A 19,477-nucleotide genomic window follows, 5' to 3' on the forward strand; every position below is an offset into this window, starting at 1 on the left:
GGCCGTGGCCAGCTGCGCGGCCCGCGGGGCGTGTGCCCCGGCCGGGCGGTGTTCCGCTTACGCCTGCTGCGTCGCGTCGATCTCGGCGATCAGGCCCTCGACGAGGGTCTTGATCTCGTCGCGGATGGGGCGGACGGCTTCGACGCCCTGTCCGGCGGGGTCTTCGAGCTGCCAGTCGAGGTAGGTCTTGCCGGGGAAGTAGGGGCAGGCGTCGCCGCAGCCCATGGTGATGATGTAGTCCGACGCCTGCGCGGCTTCGGGGGTCAGGACCTTGGGGGTCTGGTCGGAGATGTCGATGCCGAGCTCGGCCATGGCGGCGACTGCGGAGGGGTTGATCTGGTGGCCGGGCATGGAGCCGGCGGAGCGGACCTCGACGCGGTCGCCGGCGAGGTGGCGCAGGAAGCCGGCGGCCATCTGGGAGCGGCCGGCGTTGTGGATGCAGACGAACAGGACGGACGCGAGCGGGTTCGCGGGCATCGGCTCTTCCTTGGGGTGACAGGCGCGGCTGCGGCACGGCGGCGGTCGGCGGGACGTCAGCCAGGGCTGGTATCAGTCCTCAGTGATGTGACAGTATCAGCGGATGATGACGTCAGTCGACACTGATCTGATCCGGGTTCTGGCCGACCCGCTCAGGCTCCAGATCGTGACTCTCCTCGCGCGGGAGACGCTGTGCGCCACCCACCTCGTGGAGGAGACGGGTGCCAGGCAGACGAACCTCTCCAACCACCTGAAGGTGCTGCGCGAGGCCGGGGTCGTGGACACGGAGCCGTGCGGGAGGTTCACCTACTACCGCCTGCGCCCGGAGGTCGTCGAAACGCTCGCCGGTCAGTTCGCCGACCTCGCCAAGGCCGCGCGTGCCACCGCGGACGCGAACCTCAAGCGGTCCTGCCCCTGAGCCCCTTGCGGCCTTGCCCGCCTCGCCTCACCTGCCCGAGGAGAACACCGTCGTGACCGCCACCGAGCCCGTCGGCGCCGCCCCCGCAGCGGAATCCGTCATAGCCGCCGACGTGCCCCAGCCCGCGCCCGGCGGGACCCCGCCCCGTACTCCGCTGGTCGCCCGGGCCGCCGCCGAGCTGGTCGGCACTGCTGCCCTGGTCGCGATCGTGGTCGGCTCGGGTATCCAGGCCACGAAGCTGACGGACGATGTCGCGCTGCAGCTGCTGGCCAACTCCACCGCCACCGTCTTCGGCCTCGGTGTCCTGATCGCGCTCCTCGGCCCGGTCTCGGGTGCGCACTTCAACCCGGCGGTCACGCTGGCCGAGTGGTGGACGGCCCGCCGCGGCGGCGCCGGCGTCAACGCCCGCGAACTCGCCGTCTACGTGCCCTCGCAGATCGCCGGCGCGATCGGCGGCGCGGTCCTGGCGGACGCCATGTTCGGGGAGCCGCTGGTGAAGTGGTCCACCCACGACCGCTCCGCCGGCAACCTCCTCCTGGGCGAGGTCGTGGCGACCGCGGGCCTGATCCTGCTGATCTTCGGCCTGGCCCGCACCGACCGGCTGCGCTTTGCACCCGTCGCGGTCGCCTCCTATATCGGCGCCGCCTACTGGTTCACCTCCTCCACCTCCTTCGCCAACCCGGCCGTCACCATCGGCCGCGCCTTCACCGACACCTTCGCCGGCATCGCCCCCGCCTCGGTGCCGGGCTTCATCGCCATGCAGCTGCTCGGCGCCGCCGCCGGTCTCGCGCTCGTCGCCGTCGTCTTCATGCGCGCCAGGACCGACCAGGAGCAGTCCGCGGCATGACGGAGCAGACGGACGTGCTGGTGGTCGGTGGCGGCCAGGCGGGCTCGCCGCCGGCCACCACCTGCGCCGGCTCGGCATCGAGCACGTCATCCCCGACGCCTGTGCCGCGCCCGGCGGAGCGTGGCAGCACACCTGGGCCTCTCTGCGCCTGTTCTTCCCGGCCGCCTACTCCTCCCTCCCGGGCCGGCTCATACCCGTCCAGGAAGGGCAGCCGTATCCCGCCGCCGCGCACGTCGTCGACTACCTGACGGACTACCGCCGCGCCCTCTTCGACGCGGCGACCGCCCGCCGCCGCGCCCTGGACGAGGGCCGCACCGACACCGGCGGCGTCGCCTCCCTCGGCGACATCGTCGCCGTGCCCCCGGTCCGCGCCGCCCGCGACGCCGGACTCCTCACAGCGAAGCCGCTGTTCACCCGCTTCACCGGCCGGCGTGCAGTGGGCGGACGGCACCCGCGGCGAGGTGGACGCGGTCATCTGGTGCACCGGCTTCCGCCCGGCGCTCGCCCACCTGCGGCTGCGCGGTACCCGCGGCCACATCGCCACCGACGGCGCTCGCGCCGCCGAGCCGCGCCTGCACCTCCTGGGCTACGGCGACTGGACCGGTCCGGCCTCCGCCACCCTCATCGGCGTCGGCCGGCCCGCCCGGGAGGCCGCCCGCCAGATCGCTGACCTCACCGGCCGACAGCTCACGTAAAGAACCGGACACTATGGCTGGATGGCGCGTCTAATGGCCGAGCCGCAGTTGCCGCACCGTGCCCTTGGCCTGTCTCACGACGGCACCGCGGTGGCCGGCGAGGAGCAGCCGGTCGCACAGTTCTCGGCGTCCTGAGCCCTTGGTGGCGTGGGTGGCCTGCTGGAGCACGAAGCCGGGCATGCCCCAGGTGGCAGCCGCCGTGTGGGTTGCCTCTTCGGCGCCGGGGCCGTGCTCGATGTGGGAGGGGATGCTGCCCTCGGACATGGTCAACTGCCGGGGCCGGACTCTGCGTATCGACGGCAACGCGTTCGAATGGCCCGCGGTGTTCCTGCTGGACCACCCCGACGTACCGCGCTTCGGAGACGACGTCCAGGCTGCCTTCACCGCCTTCGTGCAGTTGCGCCACCACGAGGTCGGGGTACGCACCGGCAGAACCGAAGAGTCCTCCACCCTCGGCGTTCTGCTCACCCCCCGCCACGACGGGCGGCGGCCGTGGGACACGACCACCGTGCGTGTACACGGAGACCTCGACCTGGTGGAGGAGGACCTGAAGGTCTTCAGTGACGCCTGGAACGAGCCGTACGGCGAGGGGGTGGTAGCCGGCCCTGCGTGAACCTGCTGAGGCCCCGCAGCCCCCAGATCACGCCGGACTCCGGCGCTCCAGCAGCACCACGTCACGCCAAACGCCATGGTGGCGGCCGATGCGTTCGCGGGTGCCGATCACGCGAAAGCCGGCTCGCCGGTGGAGGGCGAGGCTGGCGGTGTTCTCGGGGAAGATCCCGGACTGGATCGTCCAGATCCCCGCGGCTTCGGTGGAGGCGATGAGGGCGTCCAGGAGCATGCGGGCCACCCCGCGGCCGCGGGCGTCGGGGTGGACGTAGACGGAGTGTTCGACCACGCCCGCGTACGCGCACCGGTCGGAGACCGCGCTCGCTGCGACCCACCCGAGCACCCGCCCGTCGCCGTCGAGCGCGACGAACCGGTGCTGGGGCAGCTTGGCCTTGTCGAACGCCGTCCACTGCGGGGCCCGCGTCTCGAAGGTGGCGTTGCCTTCGTCGATGCCTGCCTGGTAGATCGCCAGGACCTGCTCGGCGTGTTCGGGCTGCAGCGCCTCGATCCGGACCCGGCTCACACGGTCGCCTCGGCGGCGCCGGCCAGCAGGGCGCCCATCGCGGCGAGGACGGCGGGCTCGACCCGGTAGTACACCCACGTCCCCCGGCGCTCGGAGGACAGCAGCCCGGCCTCTTTGAGCTTCTTCAGGTGGTGGGAGACCGTCGGCTGCGAGACGCCGACATCGGAGATGTCGCACACGCACGCTTCGCCGCCCTCGTGGGAGGCGACGGCGGAGAACAGGCGCAGGCGGACCGGGTCGCCGAGGGCCTTGAACATCTTCGCCGCGACCTCGGCCTCGTCCGCGGACATGGGGCGCTCGTTCAGCGGGGGGCAGCACGGGGCGGCGGCCTCGGGCTCCAGGAGCGGCAGAACCTTCGCATTCGACATACATCTATGTTGACACATGTCGAATCAGGCCGGTAGGGCCGGGGGTCGCCGGCGGGCCAGGTGTGCGACGAGGCGGCGGGCGGTCCGGATCGCGTCGTGTCCGACGCCGCGCAGCGTGTTCGAGGACAGGCTGCGCTGCCACTCCAGCCCGACGAACGCGAGCCCAAGATGGGTGAGGGAGGCCCCCTCGCGGTGCCGGGGCCGCCCGGCGGGGTGTCCAGGGCGCCGTCCCAGCCGGCGAGGTAGGGCAGGTGGGGCCGGTAGCCGGTTGCCAGGATCGCCGCGTCCACCTTCTCCGCCGTGCCGTCCGCCCACGTCGCCTTGTCGTCGGCCAGCCCGGTGAACACTGCCCGCTGCTCGGGCAGGGCCGTGGCGAGTGCTGCGCGGTAGCGGCCGTAGTCCAGGACGGGCTGGGTCGGCGGCCTGCGCAGGACGCGGCCGAGCGGGGCGGTGCCCACGCCCGTGCGGGCCAGCCGGAAGTGCAGGTCCCGGCCCAGCGGGTGCTGGCGGACGAACCTCACCGGCGCCCGGGTGGCCATGGTGGTGCAGCTGGTGCGGGGGAGTTCGGCGGCGACCTGGACCGCGGAGCTACCTGCGCCGACGGCCACAACCCGCTGCCCCGCGAACGCCTCGGGGCTGCGGTAGTCCGCGACGTGCAGGAGTCGGCCGGGGAAGGACTCCAGCCCTGGCAGCGCCGGCCGGCAGGGATTGCCGAAACTCCCCGACGCCGCGACCACGGCCACAGCTGTCAGAGCGGCACCGTCCTCCAAGTCGCCCCGGAATACCCCGCCCGCCTCCGCCGTCACCCGGGCCACGCGGCAGCCGGTGCGGATGTCCGCGCGCAGACGGGCGGCGTAGCGGTCCAGGTAGGCAGCGACGACCTCGTCGCGGTGCGGGTAGCGATCCGGGTCCCCGCCGAAGGGCAGGCTCGGTAGCGAGCTGAGCCGGGCCGGGGAGAGCAGGGTCGCAGGCTGTCGTAGTACAGCGGCCACGACCCGGCCGCTCGTTCCGACGCCTCCAGTACGAGGGGCTTCAATCCCGCCTGCACCAGGGCGTGGGCGGCCGCCAGTCCCGACTGCCCGCCCGCGATGACGACGGCTTCGGCGTGTTCCATCGCAGCCCGCGTGAATTAGATAAACGTCTATGTTGACGTCGATCGAAACAAATGCCATGCTGATCGCGCAAGCCATCGACAAACATCGAAACAACAGGGGAGTCGTCATGAACGAGCAGCCCGTACCCGCCACCCCGCACCACCCCGAGACGGCGGCCGCCTGTTGCACTACGGCGTCCGCGCAGCCGGCCGCCGAGACGGTCTCCGCCCCCTCCTCGCCGTGCTGCGGCACCAGCAGGGACGCGGCGGCAGCCGGAGCCTGCTGCGCTCCGCAGGCCAAGCGCGTGGCCGTCGCCTCCGGTGCCAGCTGCTGCTGACCGCCTGAGCCCGCCCCACCTGCCCGCCCACCCCGTCTGCTGTACGAGGACTCCGGAGACGCGTCATGAGCGAGACCACCACCGACCTGCCCGTCGTCGTGATCGGGGCCGGCCCCGCCGGACTGGCCGCCGCCGCCCACCTTGAAGACCGCGCCCTGGACTTCCTCGTCCTGGAGGCCGGCCCGCACGCCGGAACCGCCACCCGCGACTGGGCCCACGTACGGCTCTTCTCCACCTGGGGCGAGGTCGTCGACCCGGCCGCCGAGAAGCTCCTCGCCCCCACCGGCTGGGTCAAGCCCGACCCGGCCACCTACCCCACGGGAGGGGACTGGGCCGACCTCTACCTCCAGCCCCTCGCCGACGTACTCGGCAACCGCGTCCGCTACCAGGCCCGCGTCACCGGCGTCTCCCGCACCGGCCGCGACCGCATCGTCGACGCCGACCGCGACGCCCAGCCCTTCCTCGTCCACATCGAGACCGCCGACGGCCGCGAGGAACGCCTCTCCGCCCGCGCCGTCATCGACGCCTCCGGCACCTGGTCCACCCCCAGCCCCGCCGGCGCCAGCGGCCTCGCCGCCCTCGGCGAGAAGGCCGCCGCCGACCGGATCACCTACCGCGTCCCCGACCTCAAGGACCCCGCCGTCCGCGCCCGCTACGCGGGCAAGCGCACCGCCGTCATCGGCTCCGGCGCCTCCGCCTTCACCGCCCTCGCCTACCTCGCCGACCTCGCCAAGACCGACAACGGCGCCGGCACCAGGGCCGTGTGGATCCTGCGCCGCGGCATCTCCGGCTCCACCTTCGGCGGCGGCGAGGCCGACCAGCTCCCCGCCCGCGGCGCCCTCGGCCTCGCCGCCAAGGCCGCCGTCGACGCCGGATACGCCGACGCCGTCACCGGCTTCCGCACCGACGCCATCGACCGCGACACCGACGGCCGCCTGATCCTCCTCGGCGAGGACGGCCGCCGCCTCGACCCCGTCGACGAGGTCATCGTCCTGACCGGCCTGCGCCCCGACCTCACCTTCCTGAACGAACTGCGCCTCGGCCTCGACGAACGCCTCCAGGCCCCCACCGCCCTCGCTCCGCTGATCGACCCCAACCAGCACTCCTGCGGCACCGTCTACCCCCACGGCGTGAACGAGCTCTCCCACCCTGAGAAGGACGTCTACCTCGTCGGCATGAAGTCCTACGGCCGCGCCCCGACCTTCCTCGCCATGACCGGCTACGAGCAGGTCCGCTCCATCGCCGCCCACCTCGCCGGCGACCAGGAAGCAGCCGAGCGCGTCGAACTCACCCTGCCCGAGACCGGCGTGTGCGGCGGAGCCGGCCTCTTCGACCAGCCCGCCACCACCGAACCGTCCGGGGGCGGCTGCTGCGCGGCTCCCACCGCCCTCACCATCGGCACGCCCGCCTCCTCCGGCGGCTGCTGACCCACAGGCCGAGCACCAAGGCCGACGTGGCCGCGACCGGGACGGGGGTCCGGTCGCGGCCACGCGCCGTCCTCCCCGCCCCTCTGAAGGAGCTGTCCAAGACGTCGGGGTAAGACACTGCATACACCCGTCCTTCATATGGCGATTCGGCCGCCATCATCAAGGGCATCCCGACATGGACGAGTGTCAACGTGGTCAGGGAGACCAGGAGTAGAGCTGTCATGGAGAACCGGATATTGCGGCTGCCGGCCACCGTGGAGGCGGTCGAGCGAGCCGTTGAGGATGCCGGGGCTGGGCAGGTCGTGCTGGTGGAGCGCGACGGGCAGACGGTTGCCGCGGTCGTTTCCCACGCGATGGCGCTGGCCGGGGAGGACGCTCTGCTTGCTTCGGCGGATGCGGGTGATCGGGTGCGGGGCCTGCGGCTGATCGCGGAGTTGGGGGTCGATATGGCCACCGTCCGACTGAGCGTGCTGAGGCGGGAGTTGGCCCGGTGAAGGGCTACTTCGAAATCCTGCTGGCCGAGCCGGCCGCCGAGACCCTGAGAGCGCTGCACGGTAACGATCCCCTGGCCGCGCGCTTCCTGGTGAATTGGCTGGAATACTTCTCCACCGATCTGGACTCCGGTGGCCTGCGTGAAATCGACGAGGGGGCAGGACTCGCCAAAGCCGCGATCGGCGACTTCGACGCACTGTGCTGGATTCGGCCGGAACAGATGAACCTCATCGTGCTGGACGTCTCACGGCGCACTGATCCAGCGTGAGGCGGCGTCCTTGTTGACGTGGTCGGCGAAACGACGAAACTCGTCAGCGCGGTTCTGGTCAGCGGGTTCGGCATAGATGTAAGGGCACATGTCCGAGGGCGTCATCTTCGACCTCTGGTAGAGAGAGAACTCGCACCAGGAGTACGCGAGCCGGCTCAGCTGGTCGACGACTTCGTGCCTGATGTGCGGGCCGTACATCGGGTCGTGCATCTCGATCAGGAGCGTCGGCCGGTGCGCTCGAATGGTAGCGGTGGCTCCCGCGAGGGTTTTCGCCTCATGGCCTTCTACGTCGAGCTTGATGAGGCCGACCCGCTCATTGGAACCGGCCATTATCGCGTCGATCGGGAGGCCTTCCGTCTCATCCAGAAATGCGCCGATGCAGTGGTCCGTGGTGAACAGGGTGGACGGAATGCAGTCGGCGGGCGGGTCCGCAGGGTCTCCGGGCGCCAGGCTCCGAGTGCACGGACCGGCCATGACGTTGAAGGGATCCCACAGGCGCAGGCGGGCCGGGACGTCGTGGGCCGCGACCGGGTGAACGGTGACGTTGCCGATTCCATTGAGCCGGAGGTTGGCGCGCAAGACCTCAACGGCGGCCGGGTTCGGCTCGATCGCCACGACGTGGGAGAACAATCCGGCGAGCCGGACCGCGAAATGACCAACATGAGCCCCGACATCGATGAAGACGGCGTCCGCCGCGCCGAACGAGCGAAGGAGGCGCCAGATGTCCTGTTCATGCGGGCCCGGGCCCATGCGATCGCCGCTGCCGGGCCGAACCGTCCACCAGAATCCGTCGCTCTCGACGAGCTTGGCCGTCTCGAGCATGAATCAGCGACCTTCGATCGATCGCGCGCCGGGCGAGATCCAGCTGCGGTTCGGGGAGAAGTCCCGCAGTTCGCGCATGCGCGACGACTCCGTGAAGAACACGAAATCCAGGGTCGCGCGGCTGACCACGCGCTGCTTCAGGTCATCACCTATACCGCCTCCGACCAAGGGCACCGTGCTGATCGCCACCTCGGTGAGCGTCGACAAACCGGACGTCGCCCAGCGTTCCGCCACCCGTGCGAGCCGCGGCAGTTTGCGGCGTAGGAAGATCCCGAGCCTGGTCGACTCGATGGTCTGATGAGGGCGCGTGGACCGGATGTGCTCGCAGACACGCTGCCAATGGTCCGCCGCGCAGTCGGCCAGGGCGGCCTCCAGCGCCGCGTCCGCGGTCTCGGCGTCGCGGGCCTCGAAATACGACTGGATCTCAAACAGCTCTGCAGCCTGTTCCCTTAGCGCCATGATTTCTTCGAGGCGAAGCATGGCGAGCAGGTCGGGCGGCGGACCCTCGACCATGCGGTAGGCCGTCTCCATCAGCTCGGACGTGTCCAACCGGTTGTCGGCTCTGCCCTGCTCGGCCCCCTCACCGCTGAGAACGGCCTCGGCCAGACCCGTACTCTGGCCCGTGTCCCAGTCAGAACCCAGGATCCGGGCGTTGACGAGGTCGGCGTGGGCCGTCTCGTCGAACAGACCGTGGATTTGGATGAGCGGGCTGGAGACCGGCAGCCCGGAGTCGTGCAGCAATGCAAAGACCGGAGAGTGCGAGAACTGCGGTCGCGCCAGGACCTCGTCATATCGGCGGCGCAGCTCACTCGGCTGCTCAGCCAGCAATGCGGCCAGAACCGAATCAGTTGAGTTCGCTGCGCTGCGAACTTGGCGCATGAAGCCGTCCTTCGCCCGCGCATGGTCGTAAGGAACGACGATGGAACCGTCGGCGAGCACACCGTCAAGGTCAGCGATCATCCGTTCCCGAACCTCGGAGATCGGCGTGATGACCCATCCACTGCCATCCGGGCTGTTCCTCTTCCAATTGCTCAGTACATCGGCAAGAGAGTTGACCGGAACGCGCTGGTCCTCTCCGCGAAGGTAGGTGTCAGTACGGAGTCCTACCGCGACAACTCTGGCAGCTATGAGTTCCCGGAGCAACCGATAGAAGTTGCTTCCCCTCAGATCCGGCTTGGCGAAATCACCGACGACCCGCGGGTTGTCGAGCAGTTGCGTGTCATGGACAAAGACGCGTTCGTTGAACAGTGCACCGAAAACAAGCAACGCGCGCAATTGTCTCGTAGAGCTGATTCCCGCCCAAATCGGCTCCAGGGCCGCGAACTGCGAAGTCGCACCCATGGCCGTAGGACCGAACGGTTCATCGCGGACCATAGCGTCGAGTACCCCCCTCATCATCACCCCTCCAGCACGAGCTGGCGCTCTGGCACGTCGAGCCGCTCCCACCGAGCAACCTCTGCGGGCCGAGTGCATCGGCAGAGCCGACCATGATCTTCCGCACCGGAGCAATACCTATGCTTTTACCCACCGGGACCGCTCCAAAGCCCTTTGAAGTAGCCACCGAACACACCGCACAAGCGAAGTAAACTGCAGTCGACCGACTGCCACGGCCGTAGGACGGCAGGTTGGAAGACGATCTCTTCCAACCTGTTGGCATCCGGTCGTCGGCTGCCATGAGCGGACGTTCGGGGCGCGTACCCACGGGCCTCGACCAGCGCGCTGGCCCATCCGCATCGGGCGAGGATTGCGCTTGGTTGGAAGCCTTCCCCTGGCCAGGTTCGGGACGTCCCCTAGGGGGGGCTAGCGCAGGCGTCTCCGGTCCCGCTGCACGCCGTGCGATCAACGCAGCGGCCCAAGCACCCCGCTTGGAAGGAGTGGCCATCACCACCAAGGCGGCCCGCAAGCTTCTCGCCAACTCCGACGTCGCCGTCTACGACAATCCATGCGCTCGATGTCCTCCCGCAGACGGCGATTCTCCCGCCGCAGCTCGGCCGGCTCCGCCCGTTCGTCACATGCTGGGGCCGGGGGCTCAACCTTTCGTCGGACTGCGTCAGCGGCAACCGCACCGCGTTCTCGGTCAGGTCGAAGTCCTTCCAGACGGGCACCGACCGGTCCCCGCGCAGGCACAGCTCCACGATCTCGGCCTTGTAATCGGCTGTGAACTGCCGCCGTTTCCGCGGCTTCCTCTTCGGCATGCTCTCCATCATGGACATCCCTTCCCGGGCGCGAGCCCGGATCTCGGATGTCCGCCAAACCGAAGCAACCCCACATTGCATCGGATGCGAACTCGCGATGGTGGGGTTAGGGCCGCTGAGTGGACGCTGCGACTCCGAATGGCCAGGGGATTTGCGCATGGAGGTGACGGTGACCTCGGCGGAAGCGGGACCGTCGCCACCGGCTGTCGTCACTCGTTGCGGCTGGATGACCCTGCGGGACGTCCGCGCACTCGCATCTGATGCGGCTTTCTTGGATCCGACGCGAATGACGGAGGGTGGCGAGCCGGTGTGGTTTGTACTGAAGTCGAGCCGGCGCGGGGTAACGGTGTTACCCATCAGATACTATGTTTTCGTGAACACGCCCTACCAGGAAGCCCAATGCGTCGGCCAAGCCGCCGTGCGCACCACGATCCTCGACCACGCCATCGACCTCCTGGCCGCGGAGGGAGTGGCCGCCCTGACGATGCGTCGGATCGCCACGGAGATCGGCGCCTCGACCAAGGTCCTGTACACCATGTTCGGCGGCAAGGAAGGTCTGGCCGACGCCCTCTACCGGGAGGGGTTCGCCCGCCTGCGGCGCGCACAGCAGCAAGTCGCCGGTTCTGAGGACCCGCTGGCCCACCTCGGCGACCTCGGAGCCGCCTACCGCGCGCACGCACTGGCCGAACCGGCCTACTACCGAGTGATGTTCGAGCAGGCCATACCCGGCTATCGGCCGAGCGCCGAAGCCCTGAACGCGGCCGAGACCGCCTTCGACGCCTCCGTGGCCGCCGTCCAGGCGTGCATCGACTCCAAGGTGTTCCGGCCCGGAGACGCACACGAGATCTCCAAGCTGTTCTGGGCGGCTGCCCACGGGGCGGTGAGCCTGGAGCTCGCCGGCCATTTCCCGCCGGAGTCCGCGGCACGCCGCTTCGACACACTGATGACGGCGGTGGGACAGACGTTCCGCGTCGAGCAGGGACGAGGACTGACATGACGGTCAACCGCTACCTGTCGGGGAGTTTCGCACCGGTCACCGAGGAGGTCACCGCGTTCGACCTGCCCGTCACCGGCCGGATCCCGACTCACCTCAACGGCCGCTACTTACGCATCGGCCCCAACCCGCTCGGCATCGAGGACCCCGCCGCCCACATCTGGACGCTCGGCGCCGGCATGGTGCACGGGGTCCGCATCCGCGACGGCCGTGCCGAGTGGTACCGCAACCGCTGGGTGCGCTCCGGGCTGGTCGCGGACCGGCTCGGGGAGCCACGACGCGGGACCCCCTTCGACGAGCGCCTGGACATGGCGCCGAACGTCCAGGTCGCCGGGCTCGCAGGCCGTACCTTCGCCCTGATAGAAGGGGGGATACGCCCCTATGAGCTCACCTACGACCTCGACACGGTTGGCCCTTGCGACCTCGGAGTGACTCCCGAGGGCTACAGCGCCAACGCCCACTCCACCTTCGACCCGCACACCCGCGAACTGCACTCGCTCGCCTTCCTCTACGGCGCGGAGCAGGTCCAGCACATCGTGATGGACGAGACCGGCACGGTAGTGCGGACCACGCTGATCCACACGCCCGGCAACCCCTACATGCACGACTTCGCGCTGACCGAGCACCATGTGATCCTCTTCGACGCACCTGTGGTGTTCAGCGCCGCACATTTGCCGACCGAGGTCCCCTTCGTCTGGGACGACTCACACCAGGCGCGCGTGGGTGTCATGCCCCGCACGGGAGGCGAGGTGCGTTGGTTCGAGGTCGCGCCGAGCCTCGTGGGCCACACCCTGAATGCCTACGAGGAGGGCACGGACATCGTCGTCGACATCGTCCGGCACCCCGAGGGCTTCAACATCAGGGACTTCGGCAGCAGCCGCCCCACCCTGAACCGCTGGCGGGTTGACCTTGCCGCCGGAAGAGTGCGGGAGGACCGGCTCGACGACCGCACCCAGGAGTTCCCCCGGGTCAACCCGCACTGCGTCGCACGCCCTTACCGCTACGGGTACTCGGCCGCCGTCGAGCTCTACGCACCGCCCACCGCCCCCGCGGATCCGCGGCCGGGCACCGGGTTCAGCAGCGCGCTGCTCAAACACGATTTGGTGCGCGGCACGACCGAGGCGCACGAGTTCGGCCGGTTCGGAGCCGTTGGAGAGGGTGTCTTCGTCCCCGCAGAGTCACCCGCCGCCGAAGACGACGGGTACGTGATGGCGTACGTGCACAACCCCGAGCGGGGTGCGGCGGACCTGGTGATCCTGTCCGCCCAGGACTTCACGGGCGAGCCCGTCGCCCGCATTCATCTGCCCGTTCGGGTTCCGCTCGGGCTGCACGGCAACTGGGTGCCTGGTGACCCGTGGGGTCCGCGTCCGTAGCGGAATGCCTCCCGGCCGGTCGACAGCCGCATCAGTAGGGGGCCGCGGTGAACCGTGCCACCGGCCCGGCTGTTGCCCGGCCGATGCCCCGGGCAGCCGCTGCATCCCTGTGCCTTGCAGACCTGATCAACGACCTCGGCGCCCCTTCGGCGCTGAAGCCGTAGAAACCAGAGCCGGTACGTCCCGGTGACCACGCACGGTCACAATCAGGCCGGACCCCTTGGAGAACCCGCGATCGTTTGCAACCACGTGCTCACCAGTCTTAAGCCCCGAGATCGCAGGGCTGGAGACCCGCGAGCGGCTGGCCGAGGCCACCCGATCCGGCCAGCTCCGCGTTCCGGAGACCGGATGGCTCATAGAGCAGGGCATCGGAACCCGGCGTTCCGCCGTCCTGATCCACATGGCCGGCTGCGGCCCCGACTCCGGCCGGACCTGGCACGCCACCCGCGCCCAGGCCCACGAAGCACTGCGGCACGCGGCGGCCGACACCTGCCAGGTCTGCGCTGGCCGTGAGCTCGGTGTCGAGTTGGCAGCCGAGACCGACGAGGCCGGCCGACGCCTGGTGGTCCGCAACGGCCGCCCTCGGCCCGCACCGTGGTCACCGCGGCCGCCCCCGTCGACGGCCGCCGTGCGGACGAGGCCACGGGCGAGCGACAGCGGTTCTCCTCGAAGATCCTTCCGCCATGGTGCCGCAAGTCGCCGAAGATCTCCGAGGTGCTGCCTCGTCTTCTTCCCTATCTGCACGGCTCGTCGTCGTCCGGGGACTTTGTGCACGTCCTGGAGCAGTTCCTCGGCGGCACGGCCGGGTTGTCGGCCGCGACGGTGACAGCGACTCTGTCTACGTGTGGGCCGACCTGCTGCGTGACTGTCGCCCTGCAGGATGCGCGACCCGGAGCTGGTCGTGGGTGACGGCTCGCGATGGGCCTGTGGAAGGCGCTCGCCGAGGTCTTCCCCGGCGCCCGCCACCAATGGTGCTGGGTTCACAAGGCCCGCAATATCTCGAACGCCCTGTCGAAGTCAGCACGGCCGGGCGCAACGAAGGCGATGCAGGAGATTTACAACGATCACCGAAGTCCAGGAAGAGCTGCTGGCGTCCCACGACTTCCCGGCCGAGCACTGGATCCACCTGCGGACCACGAACCCGATCGAATCGACTGGATGAAGGGTGTCGCTCAAGCCGTGTACGACGCGGGGGCCAGTGGACACCAGGTAGGAACGGGGGTCCACCCGTTCGAGTCACCGTACGCCTGGCGGGACATCCTCCGCCGAGAGGTGACCGACGGGTACATGCAGCCCGCCAGGAAGTGGCCAGACGCCAAGGTGCGCACGCCGGTTGAGATCCGGCAGGCAGGCGAACTCGCCGATGGCGTCGCCAACCTCATCGAAGCACATCTGGGGCCCGTCCGAGCCTGCGCCGACGTCTACGGCCCGACGGGCTACATATGGTGGCGGGACTTGCTGCTGGTCACGAGCGACTGGGCCACCATCCTGCATCTCGAGATCTACGACTGACCGAACACGCCCCCGTCCACTGCGCCGCCGCCTCAGCGACCATCGTCAGCCGGCCCGAGAGGGGTGCCGGCTCTGTTGGCGGTCTCGCGTGCCAGCACCAGGGCGGCGCCGGTTCATCCACCGCCCTGCCTCCCCGCCATTCCCCGTCGCCATGTTCCCAGCCGGCGGCCGACACCGGCCCAACGAGGGATCAGCGGCGGCCCGAGGCAAAACTGCGGACTGCTGAGGCCCCCACCGACCGCACCGCCGCGCACCGCACGGCAGGTTGTCACTCGCAGGCGATGCCATCGCCGTCACGGTCGAGGTGCCGCCCGTAACCGGGGTCGCCGCGCCGGATCCGAGCAGCGCTGGCCTCCCGGACGGCGGTGCAGTGCCGGTCCGAGACAGCGCCGCCTGCCAGGCCGGCGCCGCCGCTGGAGGTGCCGCGCGCAGGGCGTCTTATGAATCGTTGGCGCTGCCGTCCTGGCTCGCAGGGGGCGCGGCGGCTCGTCAGGCAGTTGCGGCCCAGCAGCAGCCGGATGAGTAGGGGAGGGAATCGGAGTGGGCGCGGTTGGGGGCAGCGGTGTCGTCGGCGAGGCCGTCACACTCGCTGCCGGAGTCCCGGGAGCCGGGGGTATGGGCACCGGAGCGGTGACGGTGGCGTGGCTGTGACGACTGGCTGAGGCCATGGTTTTGCGTCGTCAGCGGTGCCTGGACCAGGCTCTGCTGCGACCAGGACCGCGGATCAGAGTGAGGGAGGACGACGGTAGGGACGAGCAGCGTGGCTACGATCACAGCGGGGACGGCCAGCCAGGGATGCCACCGGCCGCTTCGGGTTGGCTGAGTCGGGACGGAAGGAGGGGATGGATTCACGACCGGGGCAGAGCGGCCACCCGAACGCGGACCCGAAGATGACCCCTGCGATCGTTGTCCCATGGGTGAACAGGTTGAGAGGGTCGATGAGCACGATCGCGTCGTGGCAGTCGTCGACCGTGGAGACGCAATTCGGGAGCGATGGCTGCACCGCGTCGCGACGATCGTGTGCCGCGACGGCGACGGACGGTTCCTCGTGCATCGCCGCTCGGACGACGTCTCCCGCTTCCCGGGGCAGTTCAACTGGATGCTTGGTGGCGCCGCCGACGTCGGTGAGTCGTACGAGGAAGCCGCGGCCAGAGAGCTCACAGAGGAGCTTGGAATCCACGCTGATCCCCGGTTCGTGCTCAAGTTCCTCTGCGACGGCGTGATCAGCCCCTACTGGCTGGGCCTTCACGAAGTCGTCATCACGGAACCGGTGCAACCCGACCCCAGGGAAGTCGCCTGGTTCGACTGGCTGACCGAGCCCGAACTCGAAGACCTCGTCCGCCAGCCCGGATTCGTGCCGGACGCCCGCGAGGCATTCGATCGGTATCGAGCCCTGGGCGCCCCGAGTCACCCCTTCGGTTAGCTTGATCTTCAACGTCTGGGCCGTTGATCAGCCACTGAACGGGGTCGAGGTGGCCTCAGGCTTCGTGGGACCCGCTCGGGCATGCACCTGCACCTGGTAGCTGACGGAGTCACGCCGACCTCTCGGTTGGTACTGGTGAAGGATCTCGAGACTGACGACGGATTCGCCTTCGAGCTGGCGAGCCCGCTCTTCCTGGCCGCTGGTGACCGGATCGGTTTCGAAGACGGCGGGCCTGTTGTCGTGCGGACCAGTGGAGAGCGACTGTCACGGGTCGGTGACTGGTCCACTCGGTGCAGGCCCGGATCTCTGCGTCACCGGTAGAAGCCGTTCCTCGAACGGCGTGTCGTACCTGATCACTCGGTTCGGTATAGGCCGCACACGGAAGCGGCCGAGCGGGTCGACTCCCGCCGCGGGTGCGGGTGACGGCGATGCCGCCGTCGACGGAGGCGTCGAACTGGACGTTGGCGCCGTCGCCGAAGATCTTCACTCCGCCGCCCACCGAACCGGAGAGTGAGCCGGAGAGCTGGTAGCTACCGGAGGTGACTTCGGTGACGGAGTCCATGGTCTCGGTGGTCTCGGCGAAGAAGCCGCCGTCGGCCGACCAGACGTAGCTGTTGACCAGGCTGCGTTTGGCCTGGGCGTCGGCAGGCTGCGCCTTGTCGTCCAGCTGGGCCGGGTCCGCGATCGGGCCGATGACGCCGGAGAGGATCTGCCGGGCTCGCTCGGTGGTGGGATCCGCCTGGTGGGTTTCGGTGGAGACGGCGTCGTAGAGGGTTTGCAGGCGCTGCTGGTCCTCGATGATGCCGCGGTAGCACTAGACGTTTCGTTTGGATCATGTGATCGTTGGTCTGGGCGGGCCGTTGACTGACGTGCAGTGGGCGCGGATCGAGCCGTTGTTGCCAGACCGGACGCCGCAGCGGGGTGGCCGGGGGCGGGATCACCGCGAGGTGATCGATGCGATCGCCTGGAAGTTCCAGACCGGATCACAGTGGGTCCACCTGCCCGAGGAGTACGGGAACTGGAGGGGCGTCTACAACAGGCTGCGGATCTGGGCCATCGACGGCACCTGGGAGCGGGTGTTCATCGCGCTCATCGCGCAGGCCGATGCCGAGGAAGACCTCGGTTGGGCCGTCTCGGTCGACTCCACTGTCGTGCGCGCTCACCAGCACGCAGCCGGGGCCCGCAAAAAGGGGCCCAGGCCGGCGAGCCCGATGACAGTGCCATCGGCCGGTCTCGCGGTGGACTGACCATGAAGATCCACCTCGCCTCTGATGCTCGCTGTCGGCCACTGGCCTTCGTGCTCACCGCCGGACAGGCCGGTGACGCGCCCGTCTTCGCTCACGTCATGGCCCGCCTCCGCGTCCCTCGGCAACGAGGACGTCCCCGTACCAGGCCGGACGTGGTCCTGGCCGATAAGGCGTATTCTTCACGCGCGATCCGCCTGCGCAAGCGCGGAATCCGGGCGGTGATCCCCGTTCCGGCCGATCAACGCGGCCACCGGCTGCGGCGCGGCAGCCGAGGCGGTAGGCCACCCGCCTTCGACCGCGAGGCGTACAAGCAGCGCAACACCGTCGAACGGTGCATCAACCGCCTGAAGCAGTGGCGGGGCATCGCCACCCGCTACGAGAAGACCGCAACCATCTACCTGGCCGGACTCTACGTCGCTGGCATCTTTCTTGGTCTGCCAGGCCAACGGCTCAGGAGCAGGAGCGGAGCGCATCGTCCCAGGCGCCAGGGCTGCGGTAGTGGTTCTTGTGCCCGGCGGCAAGTACGTGGCGCAGTTCGGCAAGGTGCTGGGTGTTCGTGGGGAGATTTAGTCGGCCGAGGAAGGTCAGTGCGGCAGTCGGCTCCAAGTCGCCATAGACGTCGTGGAAGCTCGCCAGGAGGCCGCGGAAGAGGGCCGAGTGCAGGGCAGGAAGTCGCATGGCGGTGCGGTACGTCAGCTCCTTTACCGTCCAGCGCACCGGGCCCGAACACTCCAGAACCCGACGGGCTCGGCGGAGCCGGGCCTCCGATCGCTCGGCCACCACCCGGTCGATGTCGTTGCCGAGAACCTCGGCGAAGGCCGTCGCGGAAGTGGCGTGGTCCTCGAACCAGTCCACCCACAGCGAGTAGGTGACGGCCTCAGAGTCCCGGTCCGCCTCCAGCCGCCGGCGGTAGCCGTCCCACAGCACGTCGGCCGGCAGGGGGCCCTCCGCACCCTCGTCGGCGAACCGGATTTCGCACGTGACCCAGTACTCGTCGAGGAGGTCCAGCAGCCCGAAAGCCAACCTCACCTGGTCGGCGGCATCCAGGTCTTCGGCAAACACATCACCGGCCCAGGAGTGCGCTACCTCGTTGGCGGTGAGCAACGTGTCCGGCTTCTCGTCGCTCACCCAACCGTCGCGCACCTGGCTGACACCCTGATCAGCCAGCCAACGCCGCGCTGCCTCCTCGGCTTGCATCTCCACTCGGGAAGTATGACAAGCCTCGCAAGATCCAAACGAAGCGGCCTAGGCGCACAAAGGTGAGGCGCCGATCGCCGTATCGGCCTGTGGGGGTGCGGCAGCGCGCGCAGGGCCGGTCTGGCCCGCTTTCGTGTCTCGTGCGTCGACGTCCACGTCGAGCGGCACTGTGGCAGCGCGGCTACTGGAGCCAGCCGCGCTGTGCTGCTTTCAGGCCGGCCTCGAACCGGCTGGACGCCTCGAGGCGTTCCATGAGGCTTGACATCTGCCGACGTACGCTCCGGGCGGAGATGCCGAGCTTGCGGCCCGCGACCTCATCGGTGAGGCCCGAGGCGAGGAGCCGCAGCAGTTCCTGTTCAGCGGCGGTCAGTCCGCTCCGCTGGTCCTTGGTTCGATCGGCACCGAGCGGAATGGCGGAGTGCCAGGTCTGCTCGAACAGCGCGACGAGTGAGGCGACGATTCCCGCCTCGCGGATGCACAGCGCACCGCGCTTGGTGTCGGCCGGATCGATCGGGGCCACGGCGACCCGGCGGTTGGCTTCGTTCACGTGAAGTGGTTCTGGCTCAGCTTTCGTGCAGTGGCCACGGTGAGTGACGGCTGAGCGTCTCCGGACGGCATGCGAAGTCGACCAAAAATGGACCGGTGGTCAGTGCCGCTGGGCTGACAGTCCGGGCCGTGGAAGACGTTGTACTCCAGCTGAAGGCGCTGTTGTGCCCGGCGATCGCGGACATCGCGGTGCGGTTGGTGGACGTGGATATCGAGAACGTGCGCCTTGACGCGCAGTGCACCACTGCCGGCGCCGCCTGCCCGGGATGCGGAGTCTGCTCGACCCGGGTTCACAGCTCCTACCTGCGGATTCTCGCTGACGTCCCAAGCGCCGGACGAAGCGTCGTACTCCAGCTGCGGGTCCGGCGATTCCGGTGCGGGAACACCAAGTGCCCACGTCACACGTTCGTGGAGCAGATATCCGGCCTCACCCGCAGGCACGGCCAGCGCACCGAACGACTGCGTTCCATCCTGACCGCAGTCGGCCTCGCCCTGGCTGGTCGAGCCGGCGCCCGCCTGGCTGCCGTGCTCGGCATGTCCATCAGCCGGAGTACGGTCTTGCCGAGTTGCTCTGCCTGGTATGCGGCAGTCAGGATCGGATCCTGATCGAATC

23 protein-coding genes and 3 pseudogenes are annotated in these 19,477 nt (G+C 69.3%); 16 read left to right on the forward strand and 10 right to left on the reverse strand.

All coding sequences use genetic code 11. The annotated features are described in order from the left end of the window. Window positions 1–57 precede the first annotated feature (57 nt). Window positions 58–477: an arsenate reductase ArsC gene (locus ACZ4VL_RS19630; RefSeq protein ID WP_468201309.1), complete on the reverse strand. Its 420-nt coding sequence runs from the start codon at window positions 475–477 to the stop codon at window positions 58–60. 103 nt (window positions 478–580) lie between these two features. Here ACZ4VL_RS19630 and ACZ4VL_RS19635 point away from each other — a divergent pair, with 103 nt between their 5' ends. The 3 genes and pseudogenes from ACZ4VL_RS19635 to ACZ4VL_RS19645 all read left to right on the forward strand — a co-directional run bounded on the left by ACZ4VL_RS19635 (window position 581) and on the right by ACZ4VL_RS19645 (window position 2,437). Beyond that, window positions 581–895: an ArsR/SmtB family transcription factor gene (locus ACZ4VL_RS19635; RefSeq protein WP_468201312.1), complete on the forward strand. Its 315-nt coding sequence runs from the start codon at window positions 581–583 to the stop codon at window positions 893–895. A 52-nt stretch (window positions 896–947) separates the two neighbouring features. Beyond that, window positions 948–1,742, forward strand: coding sequence for an aquaporin (locus ACZ4VL_RS19640; RefSeq protein WP_468201315.1), 795 nt, complete (start codon window positions 948–950; stop codon window positions 1,740–1,742). Beyond that, a pseudogene (locus ACZ4VL_RS19645) lies at window positions 1,739–2,437 on the forward strand (FAD-dependent monooxygenase). The gene ACZ4VL_RS19640 and the pseudogene ACZ4VL_RS19645 overlap by 4 nt, the downstream one beginning before the upstream one ends. 30 nt (window positions 2,438–2,467) lie before the next feature. On the opposite strand, the gene ACZ4VL_RS19650 reads toward ACZ4VL_RS19645, so the two are convergent. Then, window positions 2,468–2,701, reverse strand: a complete 234-nt coding sequence (locus tag ACZ4VL_RS19650; RefSeq protein ID WP_468201318.1) for a hypothetical protein — start codon at window positions 2,699–2,701, stop codon at window positions 2,468–2,470. Between ACZ4VL_RS19650 and ACZ4VL_RS19655 the strand changes: the two genes are divergently transcribed. Then, window positions 2,700–3,050 carry a hypothetical protein gene (locus ACZ4VL_RS19655; RefSeq protein ID WP_468201321.1) on the forward strand — a complete coding sequence of 117 codons (351 nt, stop codon included), beginning with the start codon at window positions 2,700–2,702 and terminating at the stop codon, window positions 3,048–3,050. The two genes, ACZ4VL_RS19650 and ACZ4VL_RS19655, sit on opposite strands and share 2 nt — an antisense overlap. 27 nt (window positions 3,051–3,077) lie before the next feature. On the opposite strand, the gene ACZ4VL_RS19660 is transcribed toward ACZ4VL_RS19655, so the two are convergent. The 3 genes from ACZ4VL_RS19660 to ACZ4VL_RS19670 are packed head-to-tail and all read right to left on the reverse strand — an operon-like array spanning window position 3,078 to window position 4,929. Beyond that, window positions 3,078–3,569, reverse strand: a complete 492-nt coding sequence (locus tag ACZ4VL_RS19660) for a GNAT family N-acetyltransferase (RefSeq protein WP_468201323.1) — start codon at window positions 3,567–3,569, stop codon at window positions 3,078–3,080. Then, on the reverse strand, window positions 3,566–3,937 hold the full coding sequence (locus ACZ4VL_RS19665) for an ArsR/SmtB family transcription factor (protein WP_468201326.1): 372 nt from the start codon (window positions 3,935–3,937) through the stop codon (window positions 3,566–3,568). The genes ACZ4VL_RS19660 and ACZ4VL_RS19665 overlap by 4 nt, the downstream gene beginning before the upstream one ends. Further along, complete coding sequence (locus tag ACZ4VL_RS19670) at window positions 3,871–4,929, reverse strand: NAD(P)-binding domain-containing protein (RefSeq protein WP_468201329.1); 1,059 nt, start codon at window positions 4,927–4,929, stop codon at window positions 3,871–3,873. Before ACZ4VL_RS19670 ends, ACZ4VL_RS19665 begins: the two co-directional genes overlap by 67 nt. Before the next feature lie 229 nt (window positions 4,930–5,158). Between ACZ4VL_RS19670 and ACZ4VL_RS19675 the strand changes: the two genes are divergently transcribed. The 4 genes from ACZ4VL_RS19675 to ACZ4VL_RS19690 all read left to right on the forward strand — a co-directional run bounded on the left by ACZ4VL_RS19675 (window position 5,159) and on the right by ACZ4VL_RS19690 (window position 7,555). Then, window positions 5,159–5,368, forward strand: a complete 210-nt coding sequence (locus ACZ4VL_RS19675) for a hypothetical protein (protein ID WP_468201332.1) — start codon at window positions 5,159–5,161, stop codon at window positions 5,366–5,368. A gap of 65 nt (window positions 5,369–5,433) precedes the next feature. After that, complete coding sequence (locus tag ACZ4VL_RS19680) at window positions 5,434–6,795, forward strand: NAD(P)-binding domain-containing protein (RefSeq protein WP_468201334.1); 1,362 nt, start codon at window positions 5,434–5,436, stop codon at window positions 6,793–6,795. A gap of 221 nt (window positions 6,796–7,016) precedes the next feature. After that, window positions 7,017–7,289: a hypothetical protein gene (locus tag ACZ4VL_RS19685; RefSeq protein WP_468201336.1), complete on the forward strand. Its 273-nt coding sequence runs from the start codon at window positions 7,017–7,019 to the stop codon at window positions 7,287–7,289. Continuing rightward, entirely contained in the window at window positions 7,286–7,555 is a 270-nt protein-coding gene (locus tag ACZ4VL_RS19690; protein ID WP_468201339.1) for a hypothetical protein, read from the forward strand. The genes ACZ4VL_RS19685 and ACZ4VL_RS19690 overlap by 4 nt, the downstream gene beginning before the upstream one ends. On the opposite strand, the gene ACZ4VL_RS19695 is transcribed toward ACZ4VL_RS19690, so the two are convergent. Further along, window positions 7,532–8,377, reverse strand: a complete 846-nt coding sequence (locus tag ACZ4VL_RS19695) for an FkbM family methyltransferase (protein WP_468201342.1) — start codon at window positions 8,375–8,377, stop codon at window positions 7,532–7,534. The genes ACZ4VL_RS19690 and ACZ4VL_RS19695 overlap by 24 nt on opposite strands. 3 nt (window positions 8,378–8,380) lie before the next feature. Beyond that, window positions 8,381–9,718 carry a hypothetical protein gene (locus ACZ4VL_RS19700; RefSeq protein ID WP_468201344.1) on the reverse strand — a complete coding sequence of 446 codons (1,338 nt, stop codon included), beginning with the start codon at window positions 9,716–9,718 and terminating at the stop codon, window positions 8,381–8,383. A 1,227-nt stretch (window positions 9,719–10,945) separates the two neighbouring features. On the opposite strand from ACZ4VL_RS19700, the gene ACZ4VL_RS19705 reads away from it, so the two are divergent. From ACZ4VL_RS19705 to ACZ4VL_RS19725, 5 genes and pseudogenes are all read left to right on the forward strand, one after another. Next, window positions 10,946–11,569: a TetR/AcrR family transcriptional regulator gene (locus ACZ4VL_RS19705; protein WP_468201347.1), complete on the forward strand. Its 624-nt coding sequence runs from the start codon at window positions 10,946–10,948 to the stop codon at window positions 11,567–11,569. Continuing rightward, entirely contained in the window at window positions 11,566–12,939 is a 1,374-nt protein-coding gene (locus tag ACZ4VL_RS19710) for a carotenoid oxygenase family protein (RefSeq protein WP_468201349.1), read from the forward strand. Before ACZ4VL_RS19705 ends, ACZ4VL_RS19710 begins: the two co-directional genes overlap by 4 nt. A 400-nt stretch (window positions 12,940–13,339) precedes the next feature. Then, on the forward strand, window positions 13,340–13,765 hold the full coding sequence (locus ACZ4VL_RS19715) for a hypothetical protein (protein ID WP_468201462.1): 426 nt from the start codon (window positions 13,340–13,342) through the stop codon (window positions 13,763–13,765). Between the two features lie 63 nt (window positions 13,766–13,828). After that, window positions 13,829–14,095: pseudogene (locus ACZ4VL_RS19720) on the forward strand (transposase); the annotation flags it as partial. A gap of 2 nt (window positions 14,096–14,097) precedes the next feature. Next, window positions 14,098–14,451: a hypothetical protein gene (locus ACZ4VL_RS19725; protein ID WP_468201351.1), complete on the forward strand. Its 354-nt coding sequence runs from the start codon at window positions 14,098–14,100 to the stop codon at window positions 14,449–14,451. A 268-nt stretch (window positions 14,452–14,719) separates the two neighbouring features. On the opposite strand, the gene ACZ4VL_RS19730 is transcribed toward ACZ4VL_RS19725, so the two are convergent. Then, complete coding sequence (locus ACZ4VL_RS19730; protein WP_468201465.1) at window positions 14,720–14,971, reverse strand: excalibur calcium-binding domain-containing protein; 252 nt, start codon at window positions 14,969–14,971, stop codon at window positions 14,720–14,722. Window positions 14,972–15,364: 393 nt separating this feature from the next. Here ACZ4VL_RS19730 and ACZ4VL_RS19735 point away from each other — a divergent pair, with 393 nt between their 5' ends. Together ACZ4VL_RS19735 and ACZ4VL_RS19740 are read left to right on the forward strand one after the other, a co-directional pair. Next, on the forward strand, window positions 15,365–15,874 hold the full coding sequence (locus tag ACZ4VL_RS19735; protein WP_468201354.1) for an NUDIX hydrolase: 510 nt from the start codon (window positions 15,365–15,367) through the stop codon (window positions 15,872–15,874). A gap of 836 nt (window positions 15,875–16,710) precedes the next feature. Beyond that, window positions 16,711–17,540: pseudogene (locus ACZ4VL_RS19740) on the forward strand (IS5 family transposase); the annotation flags it as partial. A gap of 31 nt (window positions 17,541–17,571) precedes the next feature. On the opposite strand, the gene ACZ4VL_RS19745 reads toward ACZ4VL_RS19740, so the two are convergent. Together ACZ4VL_RS19745 and ACZ4VL_RS19750 are read right to left on the reverse strand one after the other, a co-directional pair. Further along, window positions 17,572–18,318 carry a hypothetical protein gene (locus ACZ4VL_RS19745; protein ID WP_468201467.1) on the reverse strand — a complete coding sequence of 249 codons (747 nt, stop codon included), beginning with the start codon at window positions 18,316–18,318 and terminating at the stop codon, window positions 17,572–17,574. 181 nt (window positions 18,319–18,499) lie between these two features. Continuing rightward, entirely contained in the window at window positions 18,500–18,865 is a 366-nt protein-coding gene (locus tag ACZ4VL_RS19750; RefSeq protein WP_468201357.1) for a response regulator transcription factor, read from the reverse strand. A 128-nt stretch (window positions 18,866–18,993) separates the two neighbouring features. Here ACZ4VL_RS19750 and ACZ4VL_RS19755 point away from each other — a divergent pair, with 128 nt between their 5' ends. Continuing rightward, entirely contained in the window at window positions 18,994–19,470 is a 477-nt protein-coding gene (locus ACZ4VL_RS19755) for a transposase family protein (RefSeq protein WP_468201360.1), read from the forward strand. Window positions 19,471–19,477: the final 7 nt, after the last annotated feature.

The organism is Streptomyces sp. NPDC029014, from assembly GCF_055564695.1.

Coding starts and splice junctions, on each gene's coding strand:
- ACZ4VL_RS19710 (WP_468201349.1), top strand. CDS start 11,566: ATGACGGTCAACCGCTACCTGTCGGGGAGTTTCGCACCGGTCACCGAG.
- ACZ4VL_RS19655 (WP_468201321.1), top strand. CDS start 2,700: ATGGTCAACTGCCGGGGCCGGACTCTGCGTATCGACGGCAACGCGTTC.
- ACZ4VL_RS19735 (WP_468201354.1), top strand. CDS start 15,365: ATGGGTGAACAGGTTGAGAGGGTCGATGAGCACGATCGCGTCGTGGCA.
- ACZ4VL_RS19700 (WP_468201344.1), bottom strand. CDS start 9,718: ATGGGTGCGACTTCGCAGTTCGCGGCCCTGGAGCCGATTTGGGCGGGA.
- ACZ4VL_RS19685 (WP_468201336.1), top strand. CDS start 7,017: ATGGAGAACCGGATATTGCGGCTGCCGGCCACCGTGGAGGCGGTCGAG.
- ACZ4VL_RS19675 (WP_468201332.1), top strand. CDS start 5,159: ATGAACGAGCAGCCCGTACCCGCCACCCCGCACCACCCCGAGACGGCG.
- ACZ4VL_RS19635 (WP_468201312.1), top strand. CDS start 581: ATGATGACGTCAGTCGACACTGATCTGATCCGGGTTCTGGCCGACCCG.
- ACZ4VL_RS19650 (WP_468201318.1), bottom strand. CDS start 2,701: ATGTCCGAGGGCAGCATCCCCTCCCACATCGAGCACGGCCCCGGCGCC.
- ACZ4VL_RS19745 (WP_468201467.1), bottom strand. CDS start 18,318: ATGCAAGCCGAGGAGGCAGCGCGGCGTTGGCTGGCTGATCAGGGTGTC.
- ACZ4VL_RS19665 (WP_468201326.1), bottom strand. CDS start 3,937: ATGTCGAATGCGAAGGTTCTGCCGCTCCTGGAGCCCGAGGCCGCCGCC.
- ACZ4VL_RS19630 (WP_468201309.1), bottom strand. CDS start 477: ATGCCCGCGAACCCGCTCGCGTCCGTCCTGTTCGTCTGCATCCACAAC.
- ACZ4VL_RS19680 (WP_468201334.1), top strand. CDS start 5,434: ATGAGCGAGACCACCACCGACCTGCCCGTCGTCGTGATCGGGGCCGGC.
- ACZ4VL_RS19725 (WP_468201351.1), top strand. CDS start 14,098: ATGAAGGGTGTCGCTCAAGCCGTGTACGACGCGGGGGCCAGTGGACAC.
- ACZ4VL_RS19715 (WP_468201462.1), top strand. CDS start 13,340: ATGGCCGGCTGCGGCCCCGACTCCGGCCGGACCTGGCACGCCACCCGC.
- ACZ4VL_RS19695 (WP_468201342.1), bottom strand. CDS start 8,377: ATGCTCGAGACGGCCAAGCTCGTCGAGAGCGACGGATTCTGGTGGACG.